General features: G+C 37.1%; 17 protein-coding genes. All 17 read left to right on the top strand.

Translation table 11 applies throughout. The annotated features are described in order from the left end of the window. Positions 1-52 precede the first annotated feature (52 nt). The 17 genes from QJV49_RS02280 (at position 53) to QJV49_RS02200 (ending at position 24,094) form a co-directional block, all read left to right on the top strand. Positions 53-796, top strand: a complete 744-nt coding sequence (locus tag QJV49_RS02280) for a class I SAM-dependent methyltransferase (RefSeq protein ID WP_225512703.1) — start codon at positions 53-55, stop codon at positions 794-796. Between the two features lie 113 nt (positions 797-909). Further along, a complete protein-coding gene (locus QJV49_RS02275; protein ID WP_225512702.1) occupies positions 910-1,329 on the top strand; it encodes a MarR family winged helix-turn-helix transcriptional regulator in 420 nt (139 codons plus the stop codon). Positions 1,330-1,341: 12 nt separating this feature from the next. Next, entirely contained in the window at positions 1,342-1,980 is a 639-nt protein-coding gene (locus tag QJV49_RS02270; protein WP_225512701.1) for a nitroreductase family protein, read from the top strand. 14 nt (positions 1,981-1,994) lie between these two features. Beyond that, positions 1,995-2,354, top strand: a complete 360-nt coding sequence (locus QJV49_RS02265; protein WP_225512700.1) for a DUF1304 domain-containing protein — start codon at positions 1,995-1,997, stop codon at positions 2,352-2,354. Between the two features lie 456 nt (positions 2,355-2,810). Further along, entirely contained in the window at positions 2,811-4,181 is a 1,371-nt protein-coding gene (trpE, locus tag QJV49_RS02260; protein WP_225512699.1) for an anthranilate synthase component I, read from the top strand. A gap of 123 nt (positions 4,182-4,304) precedes the next feature. After that, positions 4,305-4,901: an aminodeoxychorismate/anthranilate synthase component II gene (locus QJV49_RS02255; RefSeq protein ID WP_021722742.1), complete on the top strand. Its 597-nt coding sequence runs from the start codon at positions 4,305-4,307 to the stop codon at positions 4,899-4,901. Further along, positions 4,891-5,898 carry an anthranilate phosphoribosyltransferase gene (gene trpD, locus QJV49_RS02250; RefSeq protein ID WP_225512698.1) on the top strand — a complete coding sequence of 336 codons (1,008 nt, stop codon included), beginning with the start codon at positions 4,891-4,893 and terminating at the stop codon, positions 5,896-5,898. Before QJV49_RS02255 ends, trpD begins: the two co-directional genes overlap by 11 nt. A gap of 40 nt (positions 5,899-5,938) precedes the next feature. After that, on the top strand, positions 5,939-6,298 hold the full coding sequence (locus tag QJV49_RS02245; protein WP_225512697.1) for a VOC family protein: 360 nt from the start codon (positions 5,939-5,941) through the stop codon (positions 6,296-6,298). Positions 6,299-6,307: 9 nt separating this feature from the next. After that, positions 6,308-7,102: an indole-3-glycerol phosphate synthase TrpC gene (gene trpC / locus QJV49_RS02240; protein ID WP_225512696.1), complete on the top strand. Its 795-nt coding sequence runs from the start codon at positions 6,308-6,310 to the stop codon at positions 7,100-7,102. Then, a complete protein-coding gene (locus tag QJV49_RS02235) occupies positions 7,092-8,153 on the top strand; it encodes a phosphoribosylanthranilate isomerase (protein ID WP_225512695.1) in 1,062 nt (353 codons plus the stop codon). The genes trpC and QJV49_RS02235 overlap by 11 nt, the downstream gene beginning before the upstream one ends. 37 nt (positions 8,154-8,190) lie before the next feature. Next, a complete protein-coding gene (gene trpB / locus QJV49_RS02230; RefSeq protein WP_225512694.1) occupies positions 8,191-9,399 on the top strand; it encodes a tryptophan synthase subunit beta in 1,209 nt (402 codons plus the stop codon). Beyond that, positions 9,396-10,157 carry a tryptophan synthase subunit alpha gene (gene trpA, locus QJV49_RS02225; RefSeq protein WP_225512693.1) on the top strand — a complete coding sequence of 254 codons (762 nt, stop codon included), beginning with the start codon at positions 9,396-9,398 and terminating at the stop codon, positions 10,155-10,157. The genes trpB and trpA overlap by 4 nt, the downstream gene beginning before the upstream one ends. A gap of 175 nt (positions 10,158-10,332) precedes the next feature. Continuing rightward, complete coding sequence (licT, locus tag QJV49_RS02220) at positions 10,333-11,172, top strand: BglG family transcription antiterminator LicT (protein WP_225512692.1); 840 nt, start codon at positions 10,333-10,335, stop codon at positions 11,170-11,172. Between the two features lie 100 nt (positions 11,173-11,272). Beyond that, entirely contained in the window at positions 11,273-13,183 is a 1,911-nt protein-coding gene (locus QJV49_RS02215) for a beta-glucoside-specific PTS transporter subunit IIABC (RefSeq protein ID WP_225512691.1), read from the top strand. 47 nt (positions 13,184-13,230) lie between these two features. Then, entirely contained in the window at positions 13,231-14,667 is a 1,437-nt protein-coding gene (locus tag QJV49_RS02210; protein WP_225512690.1) for a glycoside hydrolase family 1 protein, read from the top strand. A 535-nt stretch (positions 14,668-15,202) separates the two neighbouring features. Next, the gene (locus tag QJV49_RS02205) at positions 15,203-22,999 is read left to right on the top strand and encodes a KxYKxGKxW signal peptide domain-containing protein (protein ID WP_281449156.1); all 7,797 of its coding nucleotides are present in this window, start codon (positions 15,203-15,205) and stop codon (positions 22,997-22,999) included. Between the two features lie 147 nt (positions 23,000-23,146). Continuing rightward, a complete protein-coding gene (locus QJV49_RS02200) occupies positions 23,147-24,094 on the top strand; it encodes a glycosyltransferase family A protein (protein WP_225512898.1) in 948 nt (315 codons plus the stop codon). The last annotated feature ends 92 nt before the right edge of the window (positions 24,095-24,186 follow it).

Here is a 24,186-nt window from a genome sequence, read left to right as displayed (position 1 = left end):
TTTTGTTATAATTATAGATAGGACTTATGATTATTAAGAAAGAGGCTGACAAATGGATGATAATACTAAAGAATTAGAAAAATATTGGGATGAGTTTTCTCAAGAATATGAAGAAATTCAAAATGAAAGCTTGGTTGATATTGGTCAGCGATTACAGGGATTTTTGGTAGCTGAAAAACTTTTACCAACAAGTCAATTTTTAGATTTAGCTGGTGGGACAGGAAAATATATTCCACATTTTTCAAATTTTACTGACAGCTATCATCTTGTTGATCTGTCAGCAAAAATGTTAGAATTTGCCAAGAATAAGTCAGCTGATTCAAATAAAATTACTTTTACGCATCAAGAACAAAATAAATTTTTAAAGAATACAAAAGAAAATACTTATGATTTTGTGTTTTCAGCCATGAATCCTGCGTTGGAGTCAAAAGAAGCCTTAGTAGAATTAAATCGGATTGCCAATGGAAATGTTGGAATTTTACGCTTGATTTTTGACGAGGATAATCTCTTTAGTCAGGTCGAGCAATTGTATTTACCCAATCAAGAGCAGAATAAAGAAGAGCAGATGTTGCTTTATAAGGCATGGTTAGAGGAATTAGGCTGGGAATTTAAAAGTAAGAAATTTAGATTCTTTTTATCGGAAAAAGTAAGTTCACAGTTTTTCTCTGATTATTTCTCTGATGAGCTTTCAAATATAGAAATAATGGCATTGAAGCAATTATTTTTTAGTGAAACAGAAATTCGAGAAATGGAAAGATTAGTGATATTTGAGTTATTATATTGGGAAAAATGCTAGGTTTAATCCTAGTTTTTTTATTTCTCAATTCTTTTAGTTGTAATTTATTTATTTTAGTACTATAATTGATTAATCAATGATTGACTAATCAATTAAGAAAGGAGAAATAAATTATGAAGCTTGAAAAAGTCAGCCAGTTACTCTATCAGCTCAAAATTGTAAATCAAGAAATGACAGCAAAATTTGAGAAGTCAACGGGCTATAGTATTACTCGTTATCAACTTATGATGATTTTAAAATGTAAAGGTCGTTGCTCTCAAAGTCAATTACAAAATGAATTAAAAATTGATAGTGCTGCTGTAACAAGACATTTAAAACTACTTGAAGAAAAAAATCTTGTCAAAAGAGAGCGCAATAAAGAGAATAATCGAGAAGTATTTGTCGAAATTACTGACAAAGCGAAAAATGATTTAGTGCTTTGTGCAAAAAAACATGATGATTCTCTTGATGTAAGTCAGCAAATATTAAATATTGGGCTCAGCGATTTAGAAGAAGAACAACTTTTAGAACTACTCACGAAATTAACAAAATGAAAGAAGAAAAAAATGAATAAGAACTTTAAAAATAACGATTTCGCAGATATTACTTTTGGTAGAAAATCAGTCAGACTTTATGATGAAAACTACAAAATTTCTCACGAAGAAATGCTTGAAATGATTCAAAAAGCAACAGCCGCACCCTCATCAGTAAACATGCAACCTTGGCGTTTTATTATTGCTGAAACAGAAGAATCAAAAGCAAAATTAAAACCATTAATTCGCTTTAACACACGTCAAAATGATACTTCATCAGCCATGATTTTAATTTTTGGTGACATGCTTAATTATGAATTAGGTGAAGAAATCTATGACCAAGCTGTTGCTGAAGGAAAAATGCCTCAGGAAGTAAGAGATCAACAAATCGAAGCAATTATCCCTTATTATAAGAGCTTTTCTAAACAAGAAATGAATGATGTCGTCAAAATTGACTCAAGTTTGGCAGCAATGCAATTGATGTTGGTGGCAAGAGCTCACGGTTATGAAACAAATCCAATTGGTGGTTTTGAAAAAGACCAATTAGCAGAAGCCTTTGATTTAGACAAAGAACGCTTTGTCCCAGTTATGATTTTATCAATTGGTAAAGCAGTCGAAGAAGGTTATGAATCTGTTCGCATGAATGCTGATAAAATCACTACTTTTAAATAAAAAGGAGAAGTAATTTGACCGTTTTAACAATTATTCTGTCGCTTTTGGTTGCTTTGGAATTTTTCTACATTATGTATTTAGAAACCTTTGCTACAAGCTCAAAAACAACCAGTCGTGTGTTTAATATGGGAAAAGAGGAGCTAGAACGTTCTTCAGTTCAGACGCTTTTTAAAAATCAAGGGATTTATAACGGTTTGGTTGGCTTTGAATTAGTTTATGCAACATTCTTTTCGTCAGCTCCACTTGAAATTGTTAGATTACTGCTTATTTATATTATTTTAGTGGCTTTGTATGGCTCTTTGACAAGTAATAAAAAGATTATTCTCACGCAAGGTGGTTTAGCCATTTTAGCTCTGATTTCTTCATTTTTTTAAAAAAATATTTTTAAATCCTTGACAAGTCTTATAAAAAGTTTTACAATTACTTTCAACATCAGAAAAGTAACTCTAAATAAGAATTTTTCAGGAAGTCTGCGGTTGTGCGAGCAGATAAATTCATCAGGGCGAATGGGCTGATTTGAAAGTCGAGAAAGATTTGTTTTTCGCAATTTGATTTGAAACAATAAAAATCACGGATGCTCCCGATACCAAGCGACTTGTTGTTAGACGAGGAAAAGAAGAGTTTTTCTAGTATTTTTGTAATACTTTTAGTGACTCTTAAATTACGGTGGCACCGCGTGACATACGCCCGTAGAGTATTTGATACTCTACGGGCTTTTTTGTATTTTTTTGAAAGGATTTCTAAAATGAACCAACGATGGCGAAGCTTAAATTTTAACTAATCAGTATCAATGGAAAAGACTTCCTCAAACCTATAGATAGAGAGAAAACATGAGAAAAATTAAAGAGATTCCAGCAGACACCTTGACTCCAATTTCGGTTTATCTTCGCCTGAAAGGGAAAAATAAAGTAATTTTAGAATCCATTCCCAGAGAAAATGATCAATCACGTTTTTCAATTATTGCGTTGAATCCTGTGAAGCACATCAAATTTACTGACGGAATTTTAAGCGTTAATGACGAAATCATTAACAATGAAAATCCAATGGAATTTCTGGAAAAATTAGTCTGTCAGCCAGAAAGTACTGACGAAAATATAGACTTGCCTTTCACAAGTGGTGCGATTGGATATGCTGGATTTGATACCTATGGTATTTTTGAAGGCATTCAACCTGAACTGACAGATACAATTGGAACACCAGATATGTATTTTATGTTATACGAATCAGCCTTAGTTTTTGACCACAAAAGAGAAAAACTGATTTTTATTGAGGACAATACTTACAGTCAACGCTCAGAAGAAGACTTACTTACAGCTCTGTCAGTAAATATTGAGTCTTTATCTTTACTGACAGAAGCGAAAAATGAACTGACAGAATTAAGTAAACTGAATTTTGTCAGCAATATGTCTCAAGAACTTTTTGAAGAAAAAGTTACTAAAGCAAAGCAACTTATCAGAAATGGGGATATGTTCCAAATTGTTTTATCACAACGTTTAACAGCAGATTTTACTGACAACCCCTTTAATTATTACAGAAAACTTCGGGTTGAAAATCCATCATCGTATATGTACTTTATGGAATTCGATAATTTTCATGTTATTGGCAGCTCACCAGAGCGCTTGGTTGCTGTTCATGGAAATCAAGTTTCAACCAATCCAATTGCCGGAACAAGAAAACGAGGGCAAACTGAATTTGAAGACCAAGCCCTTATTGAAGATTTAGAAAGTGATCCAAAAGAAGTCGCTGAACACAAAATGCTTGTTGATTTAGGACGAAATGACATTGGTAAAATTTCCAAATATGGTTCAATTGAAGTTCCTATTTTCATGAAAGTTGAGAAATATCGCTACGTCATGCATATTACAAGTGAAGTGACTGGCGAGCTTCGTCCTGAATTTACAGCTATGGATGCCTTACGCGCAACATTGCCAGCGGGGACGCTATCAGGAGCACCAAAGCATCGAGCCTACCAAAGAATTTATGAATTTGAAACACAAAAACGAGGAATTTATGGTGGAGCTATTGGTTATCTAACGAAAAATGGTAATTGCGATTTTGCAATTGCCATTCGGACAATGGTCTTGAAAGATAAGAAAGCACATGTTCAAGCAGGAGCCGGAATTGTTTACGATTCAGTACCCGAACATGAATACCAAGAAACCTTAAACAAAGCCCAAGGCTTACTGAAAGTTGGTCAATAAATCGGCCCAAAAAAGATGTAAGATAAAAAATTCAACATCATCAGATATTTTTGTCAGTAATTTTTTACTGATAGAAAATAAAAAATTACTGACAGGCCTTGTCGTTAAAAATAGGAGACAAAATTGATTTTAATAATAGATAATTATGATAGTTTTACTTACAACTTAGTGCAATACGTCGGTGCTTTGACTGATGTAGCAGTTGTGAAAAATGACGATGATTCTTTGGAAAATATGGCAGAAAAAGCAGATGCCTTAATATTCTCACCAGGTCCAGGTTGGCCTGCAGATGCTGGAAAAATGGAAACACTCATTCAACAATTTGCGGGTCAAAAACCAATTTTAGGAATATGTCTAGGTTTTCAAGCCATCGTTGAAGTTTTTGGTGGCAAACTTCGATTGGCACATCAAGTCATGCATGGCAAGAATTCACAAGTTAGGCAAACCTCAGGAAATTTACTCTTCAATAAACTTTCTTCAAAATTTTTAGTCATGCGCTATCATTCAATTGTCATGGATGAGGCAGTCGCTTTACCAGATTTTGCAATCACAGCAGTCGCGACAGATGATGGAGAAATTATGGCTATTGAAAATGAAAAAGAACAGATTTATGGATTACAATTTCACCCCGAATCCATTGGCACATTGGATGGTATGACCATGATTGAAAATTTTGTCAACCAAGTAAATGAAAACAAGGAGTCATCAAATGAAAAATGAACTTGAAAAAGTGATGTCAGGTCGTGACATGACCGAAAATGAAATGAATATGCTTGCTAATTCAATTATCCAAGGTGAATTAAGTGAGGTCCAAATTGCCAGCTTTTTAGTGGCATTAAAAATGAAAGGTGAAGCAGCAAGCGAATTGACCGGTTTGGCTCGAGCTTTACAAAAAGCAGCTATTTCTATCCCAACAAATTTGACAAATGCGATGGACAATTGTGGAACAGGAGGCGACCGCTCATTCAGTTTTAATATTTCAACCACAGCCGCTTTCGTTTTAGCAGCTGGTGGAGTTAATATGGCAAAACATGGAAATCGTTCCATTACCAGTAAATCCGGCTCGGCAGACGTTCTTGAGGCCTTAGGAATCAATCTTTATTTACCAGCAGAAAAGTTAGCTCAAGTTTTTGATAAAGTGGGATTAGTTTTCCTCTTTGCTCAAAATCTTCACCCAGCAATGAAATACTTCACGCCTGTCCGCAGACAACTCGAAATTCCAACAATTATGAATTTGACTGGGCCACTAATCAATCCAATTCCGCTTGATACGCAACTTCTTGGTACCTCACGTCCAGATTTACTTGAATTAACAGCAAATGTTTTGAAAGGTCTGGGACGTAAGCGAGCATTAGTCATCACAGGAGAAGGAGGAATGGACGAAGCAACCCCCTTTGGACTTAATCATTACGCCCTTTTAGAAAATGATAAAGTGACTTTGCATGAATTTAGAGCCTCAGACGTTGGTATTTCAGAAGTTCAACTCAATGATATTCGAGGAGGTGAAGCCCCAGAAAATGCTGAAATTTTAAAGAATGTCCTTGAAAATCAACCGTCAGCCTTTTTAGAAACGACCGCTTTAAATGCCGGACTTGGATTTTATGCCAATGGCAAAGTTGACTCCATCAAATCCGGAGTTGACCTTGCAAGAGAAGTAATTAGTACAGGAGCAGCTCTTACAAAGTTGCATGAATTACAAGCAGAACAAATTGGCTAAAAATATAGTTGAAACTCGCTGAGAAAATATGGAGAGAAAAATGATTGACCATTTAGATATTCATGTCCAAGATTTAACAAGAACAAAAAATTTTTACACAGCTGTTTTAATAACGCTTGGTTGTCATTTAATTGATGAAAGTAACATAGGATTGACTTATCAAACAGGAGAAGATTCCAATGGATATATCTGGTTTGAAATAGGAGAACCTTATCCTTTTCATTTTGCATTTCAAGCAAAAACAAAAAGCGAGGTTGACGAATTTTACAAAAAAGCACTGGAAAATGGTGGAAGAGATAACGGAGCACCGGGCCTTCGCCAAGACAATTATTACGCAGCATATATAATTGATCCAGATGGCTATCGAATTGAGGCAGTCTGTCATATAGGGAAAGAATAAGAGAAAAATATGAATATAAAAAAAGGAAAATTTCTAGAAACAATCTTAGTAGAAAAAAGACTTGAAATTGCTAAAATGACAGAAGAACAAGTAGGAAAAGTTCGTCAAACCTACAATTTTTATAACTACTTAAAAAAACATTCTGACAAACTTCAAGTGATTGCCGAAGTCAAAAAAGCTTCGCCCAGTCTAGGTAATATTAATTTGGAAGTAGATATTGTTGACCAAGCTAAAAATTACGAACAAGCTGGTGCTGCTATGATTTCCGTATTAACTGACCCTGTATTTTTTAAAGGGAATATTGAATATCTCCGAGAAATTTCAGAAAATGTCCAAATTCCCACCCTAAACAAGGATTTTATCATTGATAAAAAACAAATCAATAGGGCAGTTAATGCAGGAGCAACAGTTATTTTACTCATTGTCGCAGTTTTTGAAAATGAATATATAAAACTACAAAACCTCTACAACTACGCACTTTCGCTAGGACTTGAAGTTCTTGTTGAAACGCATAATAAAGCAGAACTTGAGATTGCTCATCAGCTTGGTGCTAAAATTATTGGAGTCAATAACCGTAATTTAAAAACCTTTGAAGTAAGCTTGCAGAACTCATTAGATTTGATTCCCTACTTTAAAGAAGACAATGTCTATATTTCCGAATCTGGCATTTTTAGCGCGAATGAGGCCCAAAAAGTTTCCGAAGATTTCAATGGAATATTGGTTGGAACAGCACTCATGCAATCAGAAAATCTCAAAAAATCTTTGAAAGATTTAAAAGTCAAGAGGAAAATGAATGAAAATTAAAATCTGTGGTTTATCTACAAAAGAAGCTGTTGATACAGCAGTAGAAGCTGGTGCAACACATCTCGGTTTTATTCTTAGTCCCTCAAAACGCCAAGTTACACCAGAAAAAATTCTTCAAATCACAAACGATGTCCCAAAAACAGTCAAAAAAGTAGGAGTTTTTGTTGATGAGCCTATTGATTTTGTAAAAAAAGCCATTCAAATTGCCCAACTCGATCTCGTTCAGCTTCACGGAAATGAAGATATGAATTACATTAATCAGCTAGATATTCCGGTTATTAAAGCAATAAGGCCAGACGAAGAATTTAATGAGTACGAAGATGTAATTTTATTATTTGATAGTCCACAAGCTGGAAGTGGTCAAGCATTTGATTGGGAATCTTTGGTGACCAGCGGTCTGAAAAATAAATTTTTCATCGCTGGCGGACTTAATGCAGAAAATGTAGCAACTGCTATCCAACATTTTCCAGATACTTATGGTGTGGATGTTTCTTCTGGAGTAGAAACTGACGGAATTAAAAACCTTAAAAAGATAAAAAACTTTGTTCAAAATGCAAGCTTTGCCTCATCAAAGCAATTATTTACAGAGTTTTTAAGAATCACAAAAAAGCTAAATGAAAATAAGATTATCCCTTATTTAATGGGAAGTTTAGCAGTCGAACAAATAATCAATTTTCCAACAAATCCTGATGACATTGATATTCAACTCAAAACGTCTGATTTTGAAAATTTTGAGCAATTAACAAGTTTAATGGAAGAATTAGGTTATCATCTTATTGATTTACATGAGCATAAATTTGAAAAGGCTAGCATTCATGTTGGTTTTGCAAGTGTGGAGACCCTTAAAAACTATGCCGGGGTTGACTATAATGATATTCCTAAAATCAATTCCAGATCTGAGTTACATCAAGAATTTTTTCTCCCTACTTTAAAGCAAAATATTCAAATTTACCAAGCGGCAGTGATAGATAGATGGCGAGCTAAAAAAACTAAAGATAAGAAGATTTTAAATAAATTACTTTTTGAAGAAAATGACGCAAATATTAAATGAGATTCACCATGAAACTTATATAAAAAGGAGCAACAATATGACCTACAACCAACCCAACAACAAAGGATTTTACGGCGAATTCGGAGGTCAATTCGTACCTGAAACCTTAATGACAGCAGTAAAACAATTAGAAGAAGCCTATGAAGATAGTAAAAAAGACCCTCTATTTCAAGCAGAACTTAAAGAATTACTTAAAGACTATGTTGGACGAGAAAATCCACTCTATTATGCAAAACGCTTAACAGAATATGCGGGCGGAGCAAAAATTTATCTTAAAAGAGAAGATCTAAACCATACAGGAGCACATAAAATTAACAATGCCCTCGGACAAGTCTTCCTTGCCAAAAAAATGGGAAAAAATAAAGTCATTGCTGAAACAGGAGCAGGCCAACATGGTGTCGCAACCGCAACAGCTGCAGCACTCTTTGGTATGGAATGTACGATTTATATGGGGGAAGAAGATGTCAAAAGACAATCTCTCAATGTCTTTCGCATGGAGTTACTCGGGGCAAAAGTTCATTCAGTAACTGATGGTTCGCGTGTACTCAAAGATGCAGTTAATGCAGCACTTAGAGCATGGGTTGCTCAAGTTGAAGATACGCATTATGTAATGGGCTCAGTTCTTGGACCACATCCATTTCCACAAATTGTGCGTGATTATCAAGCCGTTATTGGACAAGAAGCGCGTGTCCAATTTTTAGAAAAAGAAAATAAACTTCCAGATGCTTTAGTAGCTTGTGTCGGTGGAGGTTCAAATTCAATGGGACTTTTTTATCCCTTCGTTAATGATGAATCAGTTGCCATGTATGGTGTTGAAGCTGCTGGTCTTGGGATTGATACACCACATCATGCGGCGACAATTACTAAAGGCCGCCCCGGTGTTCTTCACGGAACACTCATGGATGTTCTTCAAGATGAAAATGGTCAAATCTTAGAAGCCTTTAGTATTTCAGCCGGTTTAGACTATCCAGGAATTGGGCCAGAACACTCTTATTTCAATGCTGTTGGACGAGCAAAATATGTTGATATTACAGATGAAGAAGCACTTGAAGGTTTTAAAATCTTATCTAGAACTGAAGGAATTATTCCAGCACTAGAAAGTTCTCATGCTATTGCCTATGCAGTCAAATTAGCAAAAGAATTAGGACCAGATAAATCAATGATTGTTTGTCTTTCAGGACGTGGAGATAAAGATGTGGTTCAAGTAAAAGAACGACTTGAAGCAGAAAAAGAGGTGAAAAAATGAAAACTTTACAAATGACTTTAAGCAATAAAAAAAATAATTTTGTCCCTTATATCATGGCTGGTGACCATGAAAAAGGCTTAGAAGGTCTTAAAGAAACTATTCAACTTCTTGAACAAGCTGGGAGTTCCGCTATTGAAATTGGCGTTCCATTTTCAGATCCAGTTGCTGATGGCCCAGTCATCGAACGAGCAGGTTTGCGTGCTTTAGCAAGAAATGTATCACTTTCAAGTATTCTTCAAACCTTAAAAACAATTGATACAAAAGTTCCTCTAGTAATTATGACCTATTTCAATCCCGTTTATCAGTTTGGAATTGAAAAATTTGTTGCAGCTCTTGAAGAAACACCAGTTAAAGGCCTTATCATTCCTGATTTACCTAAAGAGCATGAGGACTATATTAAACCATTCATCAATGATAAAGATATCAGCCTAGTTCCTCTGGTTTCATTAACTACACCCCTTTCACGTCAAAAAGAACTTGTAGCTGATGCCGAAGGATTTATCTATGCTGTTGCAATCAATGGAGTAACCGGAAAAGAAAATGCTTATAGTAACCAACTTGACCAACATTTAGAAGCATTGTCTTCATTAACCGATATTCCTGTTTTGACAGGATTTGGAATTTCAACTTTAGCAGATGTTGAACGATTTAACAAAGTTTCTTCGGGAGTAATCGTCGGCTCGAAAATAGTTCGTGATTTATATGAAGGCAAAGAGAATGATGTTATGAAATTTATTGAAAAAGCAATCAATTTTTAAAATAATTGAAAAATTAATATAACGATATATCCTTGACAGTCCACTTTACAAATGGTATACTTTTATTAAATAAAACGGTTACAAAAATTGGATAGTGATTATTAAGTTAAGCTAGACCTTATCAAACCTATAATTATAGGGGGATAAGGTCTATTTTTGTGAAATGGAGAAGAATGTGAAAATCAAAAAAGTTCTGAACAATAATGTAGTCATTGCTCAAAATGATAATGAAGAAACCATTCTTATGGGGTTAGGCTTAGGATTTGGGAAAAAAGCAGGAGAAGTTGTTGAAGATGAAAAAATTGAAAAAATTTTTGCATTGAAAGTAACTTCTGAGCAACAGAATTTTTCAGAATTACTTTCGGAAATTCCAAGCGGAATCGTAGAACTTTCGATATTAACTTTAGCAAAAGCAAAAACAAAATTTGATAAAACAATTTCCGATACCGTACTTGTAGCTTTCGCTGACCATTTGAATGCAGCAATTATTCGTGAAAAAGACAATATAACTATTAAAAATTTTCTTTTGTGGGATATTAAGAGATTTTTTCCAGAAGAATTTGCACTTTGTCTTGAAACACTTCAAAAAGTTCAAGAAAAACTTAATATCTCACTTCCAGAAGATGAAGCAGGTTTTCTAGCCATGCACATTGTTAATGGAACCCTGGGAAGTGGTCATGAATATGCAACGGAATTAACAAAATTAATGGAAGAAATATTAACAACTCTAAAGTATACTTTACAAGTAAACTTTAATGAGCAAGATATTTATTTTCAAAGGTTCATTACTCACCTTAAATTTTTCACCGAAAGAATACTTTCTAATACAAAAAGTGATGAAAGCACCGATGAAGATTTATTCCTTCTAATAACCAGAAAATACCCAAGGGCATATATAGGAACAAAGAAAGTTAGTGAGTTTCTTAAACAGACAAGGTCATACGAAGTTTCTCAAAATGAACAAATATATATGACTGTCCATCTAGCACGTATTTTAGAGAAAATACAAGATTAATTTTTAAGATGACTTTAGTCATCATCAACTATGGTAACAATTGGATCGTGACATTAAGTTGGCGAAACCTCTAAAAAATATAATATTTTGGAGGTTTGTAATGGGCAAATATGAAGCTCTTGCAAAAGACATTGTAGCAAATGTAGGTGGCAAAGAAAATGTCATCTCAGTGATTAACTGTATTACACGGTTACGTTTTAAACTCAGAGATGAGAAAAAAGCAAATACCGATGTCCTGAAAAAGATGGATGGTGTAGTTACAGTCATGCAATCTGGTGGCCAATACCAAGTTGTTATTGGGAATCATGTACCAGAAGTACGTGCAGATGTAGATGCTGTCCTTGGGGTACTTGATACCTCACCAGCAGACTCTGCACAAAAAGGAAATCTTTTTGATCAGTTTGTAGAATTGATTTCAGGAATTTTCCAACCAATTTTAGCTCCATTAGCAGCAGCGGGTATGATTAAAGGGGTTAATGCAATTTTATCCTTTGCCTTGGGACAAAGTTTTCAAGCGTCTGCAACCTATGCTGTTTTTAATGCGATGGGTGATGGACTATTCCTTTTCCTTCCAATTTTCATTGGTTATACTTCAATGAAAAAATTTAATGGCTCACCATTTGTTGGAATGATGATTGCCGCAGCACTTGTTTACCCAGGCTTCGTAGATGGAACAGTTGCAAAAACATTTGCAGAAAGTGGTGGACTAAGCCTCTTTGGAATTCCTTTTTCAGTACCAACAGCCGGCTATGGGTCTTCTGTAATGCCAATTATTGCCATTACAGCATTTGCAGCATTTTTAGAACACCAGTTAAAGAAAATTATTCCTGATGTAGTAAAGCTTTTCTTAACACCATTCTTTACGGCAATCATCTCAATTCCTCTAGGCTTCCTAGTTATTGGGCCAGTAATGAATCTTGCTTCAGATGCTTTAGGTAAAGGTTTATTAGCATTACAAGGATTTAATCCTATTATCTTTGGTCTAGTGCTAGGATTTGCTTGGCAAGTCTTAGTAATGTTTGGACTACATTGGGCAATTGTTCCATTTGCAATTATCGCATTAGCAAAAGGAGAACCAACCGCGCTTTTAATTGCCGCAAGTGTTGCATCATTTGCGCAAACTGGAGCTGTTGGAGCAGTCATGTTAAAAACAAAAGATAAACGACTTCGTGAATTAGCAATACCAGCCTTTATTTCTGGTTGGTTTGGTGTTACAGAACCAGCAATTTACGGAATTACCCTCCCTAAGAAGCGTCCATTTTGGGTTTCATGTATCGTAAGTGGAATTTTATCAGCTGTTGCCATGGCCTTAGGAATTAAAGCCTACACAATGGGAGCTTTGGGAGTCTTCAGTTTTACATCTAATATTACCCTTACAGGTGAAGTTTCAGGCGCGATTAAAATGATGATTGTATCAGCTGTAGCAGTTATAGCTGGCTTTATAGTGACCTATCTTGTGGGATTTGAAGATGATGTTATCGAAAATCCAAGTCCTGACAAAAAATTTAATAAACAAAAAACGAATAAAGAAACAATTGGAAGCCCTCTTGAAGGAAAGGTTATTCCACTATCACAAGTTAAAGATGCAGCCTTTTCTGCAGGAGTAATGGGTAAAGGTGCAGCGATTGAGCCAACGCTTGGTGAGGTTCGTGCACCATTTGATGGAATGGTTATGATTTTGTTCCCAACTAAACATGCAGTAGGTTTAATTTCAAACGAGGGAACTGAACTTCTCATTCATATCGGAATAGATACCGTCCAACTTGAAGGAAAATACTTTGAAACCTTTGTAAAACAAGGACAGAGTGTAAAAAAAGGTGACTTACTCCTCAAGTTTGATATTGAGCGTATTCAAAATGCGGGATACAGTACTCAAGTTCCGATCATTGTAACAAATACTCAGGATTATATGGACATTCTAGTTACAAATCAATCGACGATTCATCAAAATGAAGTGCTACTAACTGCAGTTAATGCACAATCAACTGAATTAGTGGCAAATCCAGTTTAAAATAACATTGATAAAAAACTTTAAAAATTAGATAGGAAAATTATAAAATGACATTTAAAACAGACTTTTTATGGGGTGGAGCAACGGCAGCAAATCAATTAGAGGGTGCTTATGATGTAGATGGTAAAGGGCTCTCAGTAGCAGATGCAATGCCAGGAGGTAAAGAAAGATTAGCAATTCTTGCAAGTCCTGAATTTGATTGGACGATTGATACTGAACACTTTACCTATCCAAATCATGAAGGAATTGATCATTTCCACCATTTTAAAGAAGACATTGCATTATTTGCAGAAATGGGATTTAAAGCTTACCGTTTTTCGGTAGCTTGGTCAAGAATTTTCCCAATGGGAGATGAAACAACTCCAAATGAAAAAGGTTTGCTTTTTTATGATCAACTGATTGATGAGTGTTTGAAATATGGAATTGAACCAGTGGTTACAATTTCTCACTATGAAATGCCACTTAATTTGGCTAAAACATATGGAGGATGGAAAAATCGTGAACTTATCAAATTTTACGTCCGTTTTGCAAAAGTTTTATTAGAGCGTTATCAAGACAAAGTAAAATATTGGATGACTTTTAATGAAATCAATTCAGCAACTTTCTTTTCTGCCTTAAGCCAAGGTCTTGTTCCTTCAAATGGTGGAAATGATAAAACAAATGTCTTTAAAGCTTGGCATAATCAATTTGTCGCAAGTGCTCAAGCAGTTAAATTCGGTCATGATTTGAATAAAAATTTACAAATTGGTTGTATGAGCATTTATTCGACAACTTACTCGTTTGATGCAAACCCAGTAAATCAATTAGCAACACAAGAAAGCATTCAAGAATTTAATTATTTCTGTAATGATGTCCAAGTTCGAGGAGCCTATCCCGCATTTACGAATAGACTTCATCGTAAGTATGATGTAGACGCACAGGCATTAGAAATTTCTGAAGAAGATCTTGAAATTATAAAGGAGGGAACAGTTGACTATATAGGATTTAGTTATTATATGTCGACTGTAGAATCAAAAACAGGAGAAGGGGTTCAAGCTTCAGGAAATATGGTTCTTGGAGGCGTTAAAAATCCTTTCCTAAAAGAAAGTGAATGGGGTTGGGCAGTTGACCCTGATGGACTTCGCTATGCCCTCAATGATTTATATGGTCGCTATCAAGTTCCACTCTTCATTGTCGAAAATGGCTTAGGAGCAATTGATAAAGTGGAAGAGGATGGAACGATACAAGATGATTATCGTATTGATTATCTCAAAAAACACATCCAATCAATGAACGAAGCAGTTGAAGACGGTGTAGACCTAATGGGTTATACGCCTTGGGGTTGTATTGACTTAGTCTCAGCATCTACAGGAGAAATGAGTAAGCGTTATGGATTTATCTATGTTGACCTAGATGATGAAGGTAATGGAACAAAAAAACGTTCTAAGAAAAAATCATTTGATTGGTATAAAGAAGTAATTGCTTCAAATGGTACTAATTTATAAAAAAAAGCCTCATGATATGATGAGGCTTTTTTTTATACATTACTTCGAGCGAGTAATACAATTGTAATAAAAAACAAAGCTTAGAAGTATAAAAAATACTATAGATTAAAGCTATCTCGAGCAAACCATTATAAATCTATATGTATTCTAAGAAATACTTTGATTATTTTTATTTAAAATAAAAAAATTAAAAGAAACATATTGAAATAAAAGAAAGAAAGTTGTATAATTTATCAAAAGGAATTTGTTAATATTTCTGAAAAGGGATTCATTTCCGCTCGAAAATGATAGTAAACGTTGTGAAAACAGGGGACTAAATAAAAGGTTGGACTGAGTCAAAATAAAAAGAAAGGGTTGAAGAATGAGGAGAAGTAATGTTACTATTAGAGGCTTTCCCAGGTAAAGTTTAAAAAGAGTCAATAGGTTTCATATATTTTAGCTTGACACTTATAACATCTCAAATTGTCGGAATATTCACTAGTCATAATAATTAGTTATTAACGTTCAAACGATGATAACAAACAAAGGAGAACTGATGAAAAATAATCAATTCAAAATTCCTGAAAATGCACAGATTCATGAAAATTTCAGAACTTGGAAATCAGGAAAACAATGGCTTTATGCCTCGTCTATTCTTGCTTTAGTAGTTTCAGGCGGAGCAATTGCATCCTCGTCCCATGGCGTTTTTGCTGACCAAGTCCTGTCAACTTCAACAGGTAAAACAACTGGGGCGGATAATACTGCAACAGGTGGACTTGGATCAAATGCTACAGCTGGAGCTGATAATGCTTCTGTAGCAAATTCAGCTAATACAGCTGCAAAATCTTCTGCAAATCCGAGTAGTTATACTGACGCACAGGTAAATTCTTCAAGTGCAGTACTTAAACAAGATAATAATTCTGGAAATCCAATTGGTGCACCAGAAGTAAGTAACTCGCAAAACACGAACGGTACTGGTGGCGCAACAACGATTGGTATCAATAGTTCATCTACAGCTTCAAGTGGAGGAACTATTAATACAACTTCTTCAACAAACTTGAATTCAAACGGAGCAGTAACAGCGGGTTCTGGTGCAGCTTCACAAACAACGGTAGACATCAAAGCGACCCAGTCAGTATCAAACTCAGGTTCAACGCTTTCTGATGGTTCTTATTCTTGGACAATTTCGCCATCAACTGACCAAACACAAGCTGGTTATTCTGTGGCTGCTGTTACAATCACTACACCTGGAACGGATTCAGGACAGTCTTCTGCAGGAGGAGCAACAGCTCAACTTGCTGGTGGGACATACACAAAACTGACAAGTGGGCAACCCTCATCAGGCAATTTTACAGCAACTTCAACAGCAAATACGATTACCGCTTCCTCAGTAGCAGCTAATAATTCAATGATTGATGCACTTCGTAAGTCAAATGCTTCTCTCGAATCTGCATACTACTCAGAGACAGCAGTATTAATTTCTGATGGTGCAACGACCGTATTATCATCTTTAGCTAGCAATGTTTCTTCAGCTTTTGCGCTAGTTTCAGCAGTAGCGACAACTGATAATTTATTAACCTACAGCTCTGCTTATTCTCTATTGAGCGCAACTCTTACATCTATCCAAGCCAGCTATACAGCAAGTTCACTGCTTGCACTACAAAATATGTCATCCGCGGGTTCTTATGCAATTGCTGCATCAAATGCAACAACAATGATTTCCTCGGCAAGTTCAGTTGTTTCCTCAGCAAACTCAACAGCATCGGTTGCCTCTTCAAATGCCATTTCAAATTCATCTGAAATGAATAAACAATCGGCCTTTTCAGTAGCAGCAATCGGGGCCAATTCTGCTGGATTGACAAGTTATACTTCCTCTGCAACGAGTACCTTCAATTCTCAAGTAGCTGCAGGTCAATCGGCAGCTAATCTTGCGACAACGAGTAATTACATTTGGGAAAGTTTAGCATCAAGTTATACGTCAAGTGTTGCTTCATCCTATGCCCAAAGCGCTTATGATTCAGCTTACAAAGCTGCAGGAGGAACCATTGTTGCTGGGGTTTACATTCCAAATCCTACAGACCTTGTGACGGGTGCTAACACAGGTAAAACTGCTCAAGCAGCTGCTGATGCGGATCCTAATAATATTTCCTATGCTGCACTCGCAAGTTCCTACGGACTAATAGCAAATTCTTATAGTACAGCAGCAATAAATGCTTCAGGAGCTTATGTTCAGGCTTCAAATGCCTATTCTTCAGCCAATGCAACAATGAAGGCGATGAGTTCCACAGTTTCATCAGCTACCTCGGTCGCAACTTCAGCAACAGCATTATTGAATTCAGCTTCAGCAGCCCAATCAACTTTTAATAGCATTGCAAATTCTTATATTGTGATTATTCATTCAGAATCTGTTCTACTTGACGAAGCTCAATCGGCATATATCTCGATTGCCACTTCAATCACAGATTCTATTGCAGCGAATAACTCTGGAACCGCAATTGCTTCCTCAGTTGCTTCATTTAATGACTTTCAAAAGTCACAAGCAGATGATTTTGCCAATGCCTCAGCTTTTGCTTCGAATGCTTCAACAGCTAATCTCACTTTCGATACCGAAAATATGATAGCCTCCTCAGCATCCGTTGTAGCGGCTTCAGCAAGTGCTGGAATTGCGATGCAAAATTCATTAGCAACTTCTTATTCAATAATTGCATCATCATATAAAGCACAATCAAATACAAGCTTAGCTGCATCTTATGCTAATATTGCAAATTCTTATAGTACGATTGTTTCGAGCTTGGCTACAATTCAGCAAACTGCTCAATCAATTTATGATATTGCTTCCGCAGCTGCAGCCACAGCGTCAACAGCCGTCCTTAATAATAATACAAGTTTAACAAGTCTTTCAGCACTAATCTCAGCTCAAACAGGGTCTACCCTTGAATTTCTTGAATTAGGAAATGTGCTTGCATTATCTTCAGCGGTAGTAGCAAATAATCAAACTATGGCATCATTGGGTTCAAACAATGCCTTAACGACAACTTACGGAAACTACCAAACTACCCAAGACTCTCAAGCCATAGTTTCTGTTCAATTTACTGGAAATTCAGCAGCAACTTCCTTGGTGAACACAGCTTTTAGCTCTGGAGTGGCTTCTTATGCAGCCGCAGCAGTGGCTGTTGACTCTTTAGCAACTGCAACTAACTCTACATTATTAAGTCTTGCCTTACAACTCTATACCACTCAACAAGCAGAAAATAATATGCTTAAAATGGTTGGAGCTTCAAATCTTTTAATAGATACGACTAATACTCAACAACTGATTACTCAATTAAATGCTTCGCAAGCTAATCAATTGATGAATTCAGCAGCAACTGTTGCAGCATCTCAAGCAACCGCCGCTTTGATTGGTACACCAACTTATTCATTGTTAGGTGCAGTAAATAATGCAACAACATTTAATCTTGATATCAATGGAAATGTCACACCAGTCGCAGGTGGAACAGGAACCACTCAAGTGACGGTATATAAAAATGGTGCGCTTTATAATATCTACTCTGAAGATCTCCAAACCTACCAACTGAACGCTTTGATGGATTATGTTGTGAGTGTGGGAATCCCTATCACAGGTCCTACTTTTGGTTCATGGCAAGTTTCGGATATTCTAGGCCTTTCCAATTGGCAAGATATTACTCAAGCTACAACCGCAGTACTTGGAGATTCAATTGCTCAAGCCGCAACCCAAGCACAACAACCTTTGTCTGCATTAATTAATGCTTTACTTTCTTATCAACAAACTGTAAATGCAGCTCAAACAACTTTAGATGGCTTAGCGACAAATGCTAAAGCCGTAGTTAAAGGGACAAATGGCATCTATACGCAATCTATCTTGGCACCCGTAACAATGAATACGGATGGTACATTAACCATTAATGCTGACGGGATTTCATACACAACAGCAGTTAGCCAAAATATTGCGAATATCATGTCAAATTTGATCAGCCAAGCAACATTAGCAGCTAATACTGTTTCTACACTCCCTATTGCTGTTTCAACGGCTCAAGCTAGTCAAGCTTCTACGAAAGTATCTGCAGCAGCTTTATCTTCATCAAATATTGCGGGCTTAATGCCAATCAATTTGTCTGGAGCAGTTTCTAATGCAATCGCATCAGGTGACTTGCAGTCAAATCTAGGGGTCAATCTTGCTTACGCAAAATATTTGGCATTATCAGGTGCGCTTGACTTATACGGTTTGTCAACGAGTACAAATACGGCGTCCGTTGCCGGAAGTTATATTGCAACGGCTCAAGGAAATATTAATACCATTTTCCAAAATATGTTAAATACTGCGAATAACGCAACCGGTTCTGTAGCAGCGGATACGTCGGCCATGAATGTGGTGACACAATCTAACGGAATCTTGTCAGGAGCTTCTAGTGCGATGTCTGTTGCTATGTCTTCAGCCGTACAAAAAATCTTGACGAGTTCTGGATATTCAGCAACTGGACTTGCAACTGTTGCGGTTGGCTTGACCTTTAATGACCCAACAGACCAAATCTTAGAAAATCTGAAAACTCCGAATTATTATTATGAGGGTCAATCTGCTGCGACAACCGATCGTCAACTTGATAATACTTTTATTCCAGAAACAACGGTCATCTCAGCAAATGCACTTGGAGCAGTTCAAGGGGTATCAGCAGCACCGGGACAAACCCAATACACATCAATTGTTTATCAAGTAAATACAAATGATATTCAAGGGGGCATTAATGCGGTAACAGCTGACGGTACCACAATCGGTTCATACACCTATGATAAATATGCCGGCGAAACAGTTTCTGCCCCTACAATTTCAGGTTATGGACTAGTAGCGGGAACTGCAAGTTCAGCAACAGTTGATGCAGCTGGAAGTCCAATTACTTTTACCTACGAATCAACAGATCCTTCAACTGGTCAAGAATTTACTGGTTCTTACGGTTATACACTTGCTTATGAACAAGGAGAAATCCTTCCAGCCGGTTCAAATCAAACCATCTATTCTGTTCTTGATGTTTGGGGTGCGGATATGCCAAACTCTACTCAAGAAGGAACGGCTACCTTGTATGCCGATGGTAAAGCGATTTCCACCATCAATGTATCTATCAATGTTAATAAAGATGGTGAATCTATTGAAAACCTCTTTACCTTCTCGGGACTTGATTTAACTAACTATGCAAATGCATATTTAACTTCTACATTTACTGTTGGTGACCCTCTGACTGGTAGTTCAGGAAATGGTCTTTATGTCTCACCTCGTTGGGATGTTACACAAAGTACAGCATCATCAGCAACAAGTATTGCGACTGATGTTTCAGATGCTGCTTCGATGACATCTTCAGCCGCAAATTCTCTTGCTAATCAATATCCAGATGATACTACTGTCCAAAGTTATGCTTCAGATGCATCAACAGCAGCAAGCACAGCAAGTTCATTGGCAAGTCAAGCAAGTATTCATGCAAGTCAAGCACAATCTTTGGTTGATAAAGCTAGTTCAGAAGCAAATCAAGCGGGTGTTGCTGCTATTAATAGTGATCCTAATTTTGAAAATTATCGCTCAGAGGTTGTAGAGGACTCCACAGCAGCATCTAGTCTTGCCACCCAAGCATTGAGTGAAGCCCAAGCAGCTAGTGATGCAGCAAGTCAAGCTTCATCTAATGCATCAGAAGCCTCTAGCTATGTTGCTTCATCAAATGCTGGTACGGATAGTGGATCAAGCTCAGGAGCTACCACAAATCCAACCTCAAGTACGGATAGTGGATCAAGTTCAGGCACTACCACAAATCCAACCTCAAGTACGGATAGTGGATCAAGCTCAGGAGCTACAACGAATCCAACCTCAAGCACAAGTGGAGGATCAAGTTCAGGCACTACCACAAATCCAACCTCAAGTACGGATAGTGGATCAAGTTCAGGAGCTACAACGAATCCAACCTCCAGCACAAGTGGAGGATCAAGTTCAGGCGCTACCACAAATCCAACCTCAAGTACGGATAGTGGATCAAGTTCAGGAGCTACAACGAATCCAACCTCAAGTACGGATAGTGGATCAAGTTCAGGCACTACCACAAATCCAACCTCAAGTACGGATAGTGGATCAAGCTCAGGAGCTACAACGAATCCAACCTCAAGCACAAGTGGAGGATCAAGTTCAGGCACTACCACAAATCCAACCTCAAGTACGGATAGTGGATCAAGTTCAGGAGCTACAACGAATCCAACCTCAAGCACAAGTGGAGGATCAAGTTCAGGCACTACCACAAATCCAACCTCAAGTACGGATAGTGGATCAAGTTCAGGAGCTACAACGAATCCAACCTCAAGTACGGATAGTGGATCAAGTTCAGGCGCTACCACAAATCCAACCTCAAGCACTACGACAGGTTCATCGGCTGCAAGTCAAGCTTCTGATACAGCTAAAGGTGCACAAATCGATAGTGGCCGTGCAGATTCTTATGCAAGCGAAGCAAGTAACTCAGCTAAAGAAGCGAGTAAAGCAGCGAATACAACTGATTCATTAGCAAACCAATTTTCAGATAACAGCTCAATAGCTTCTCTTAATAGTGATGCACAAACCCAGAATTCGATTTCTTCAAGTGCAGCAGATAAAGCTTCATCAGATGCTAAAGAAGCAAGTAATAAAGATTCCGAAGCAACAAGTTATGCAAGTGGTGCAAGTTCAGCAGCTGCCGCTGGAAATGAAAGCTTAGCAAATACTTTAAACAATCAAGCTTCATCAGCATCAAATGCAGTACAAAGTTTAGCAGATGATGCAAAATCACAAGCTTCTATTGCAAGCAGTGCAGCTTCACAAGCCAAAAGTGATGCTGCTACAGCAGGTTCACTTGCAACTTCTGAAGCAAACAATGCAGCAAATAATGTAACTAATCCCAAAGACAAAGCTTCTGACTATGCAGTTGGTGCAGGGGTTTCAGATGGACAAGCAGATGATTATGCTCAACAAGCAAGTAACTCAGCAGATAATGCAAGTAAAGCAGCTGATACAACTAACTCATTAGCAAGTCAATTCTCAGACAACAGTTCAATTGCTTCGCTTAACAGTGATGCTCAGATTGAGAAATCAATTGCTTCCAGTGCAGCAGTGAAAGCATCTTCTGATGCAACAGGGGCTCATTCGGCAGCAGATGCAGCAAATTCTTATGCTCAACAAGCCAGTTCAGCCGCTGCGGCTGGAAATAACTCAGCAGCAGAAAGCTATGCTAATCAAGCTTCATCAGCCTCAAACGTAGCTAGTAGTTTAGCAGATGATGCAAAATCTATGGCTTCAATTGCTTCCAGTGCGGCCTCAAAAGCCAAAGATGATGCCGATAAAGCTAAAGCAATTGCTAAAGGAATTACAACAGCCCCAGGAAATGGAGAAAGTCCAACAAACCCAACAAACCCAGCTGATAACAGTAGTGTTACTTTGCCAGGGCAAGATGGTAAACTTGGAACTCCTGATGATGTAACTGTAATTTCAAACGGTAAAAAGCCACTTCAACCAGGTGCAGATGGAAGTGTGACGCTTCCTGATGGAGGTGGTACAGTCAAGACCCCTGATGGCACATATAATGTTCCTGGAGGCACAGTAGTAGATCCAGACGGTACGATTCATCTACCTGGTGGTAGTGTTGTTAACCCAGGAGGAAAAATTACTTTGCCTGGCAATGATGGTAAGCCAAATACAGGTGATGAGGTTACAGTAACGCCAAATGGTAAAGATCCAGTTCAAGTAGGACCTGGAGGAAGTATTACTTTACCAGGAGGTGGTACAGTTACTACTCCCGGAGGAACAATCACAGTTCCTGGAGGCACAGTAGTAGATCCAGATGGTACGATTCATCTACCTGGTGCCAGTGTTGTTGACCCAGGAGGAAAAATTACTTTGCCTGGCAATGATGGTAAGCCAAATACAGGCGATGAGGTTACAGTAACGCCAAATGGTAAAGATCCAGTTCAAGTAGGACCTGGAGGAAGTATTACTCTACCAGGAGGTGGTACAGTGACAACTCCAAAAGGAACATTTACTGTGCCTGATGGAACAGTTGTTGACCCAGATGGCACCATTCATCTTCCAAATGGAGAAATCATTTATCCAGATGGAACAACCTCGGGTCAAAATATCAGTGGAGCCACTTCTAAACATACACAAAATTCTACAGTGATGACGCTTGGAAATCCTGTTAGCATTAATCCAGGTGATGCGACGTTACCAAAAACAGGAGATGATGATTTAAATAGTGCAGAAGCACTGGCCCTTGGATTGGGAACCTTACTTGGAGTATTTACTCTTACCGAAGTGAAACGTCGGAAAGAAAATTGATTAGCTTATCTTTAAGGTTGTATTGAAATAGATTCTCTTGCAAATGATTGATAGATTGCAAGAGAAGATATTTTTGTTTTTGACAATGAAGAGGTGCAGCATTGTAGAGTTCGCTTATTCAGACATATAAAAGGAAAAATTAAAAATATGAAGAAAGTAAGTATTATTATTCCTTTTAAAGGACAGACAGAATCAGAGTTAATGCTTCCTTTATCATCTATCTATAATCAAATTGGAATTGACCTTTCTCAACTAGATGTTCATCTAGTTAACGACGGTGGAGAAAAAATTGATGTCAAAAAATTTGATGTTTTGGCAGACCGTTTAGAAATTCATTATCATGAAGTTCCAAATGGTGGTCCCGGTTTAGCTCGCCAGTATGGTATTGATCATAGCGATAGTGAATACCTCATGTTCATTGATGCAGATGATGTTCTCTACTATGTTGGAGCCTTGTGGCCATTCTATAATGCGGCTAGTCAAGGACATCAAATGATATTAGCAGGATATTGGGAACAAATTCAAGGAACGCCGTATACTTACTTAGTTCATGATAACAAGGATGTAAAGGCAGTCTACGGTAAATGGTATAAGCGAAGTTATTTAGAAATGCTAAATTTACGATTTTTACCAGATTTACCCATCTACGAAGATACCTATTTCGTTGGTTTAGCTTGTATATTAGCGACTGATAAATGTTATCTCGAAGAAATCGTTTATATGTGGCTATGTAATCCTAAATCTATTACGAGAAACGAGGAGAATAAATTTAATTATCAGAACCATATTTGGGCGCGGGAAAACAGACATTGGTTTGAGATGATTAGCAAATGGAAACCAGAAAGATTAAGGATAGATTTTGAAAATTATTTGACAGATATCTATTTGAAATCTCAAAAGTATCCTCCCATAGATGAGCAAGAGTGGTGGGAGGAACAACGTAAATGTATTGCGGGGGTTTCAGATGTTTTCTCTGGCTGGACTCCAGAACTTCAAAAACAAGTAGATAAAAAAAGTGCCGACCCTAATAATCAGTGGCACGGAATAAAAACCGATGGCTTTAAAGAGTGGATAGCTCAAAGTCTTCCTTGGTAAATAAAGGATGTCTAAAAGATTAACTTAATCTTTTGAAACGATTCCTTTCCAATTTTTAGGCGGATAGATAAAAATATCTATCTGCTTAATGT

The sequence above is a fragment of the Lactococcus sp. NH2-7C genome, assembly GCF_029953655.1.
Classification (GTDB): domain Bacteria; phylum Bacillota; class Bacilli; order Lactobacillales; family Streptococcaceae; genus Lactococcus; species Lactococcus lactis.
Note: the sequence above shows the minus strand (reverse complement) of the source record. Positions and strands in the feature narration are given on the sequence as shown.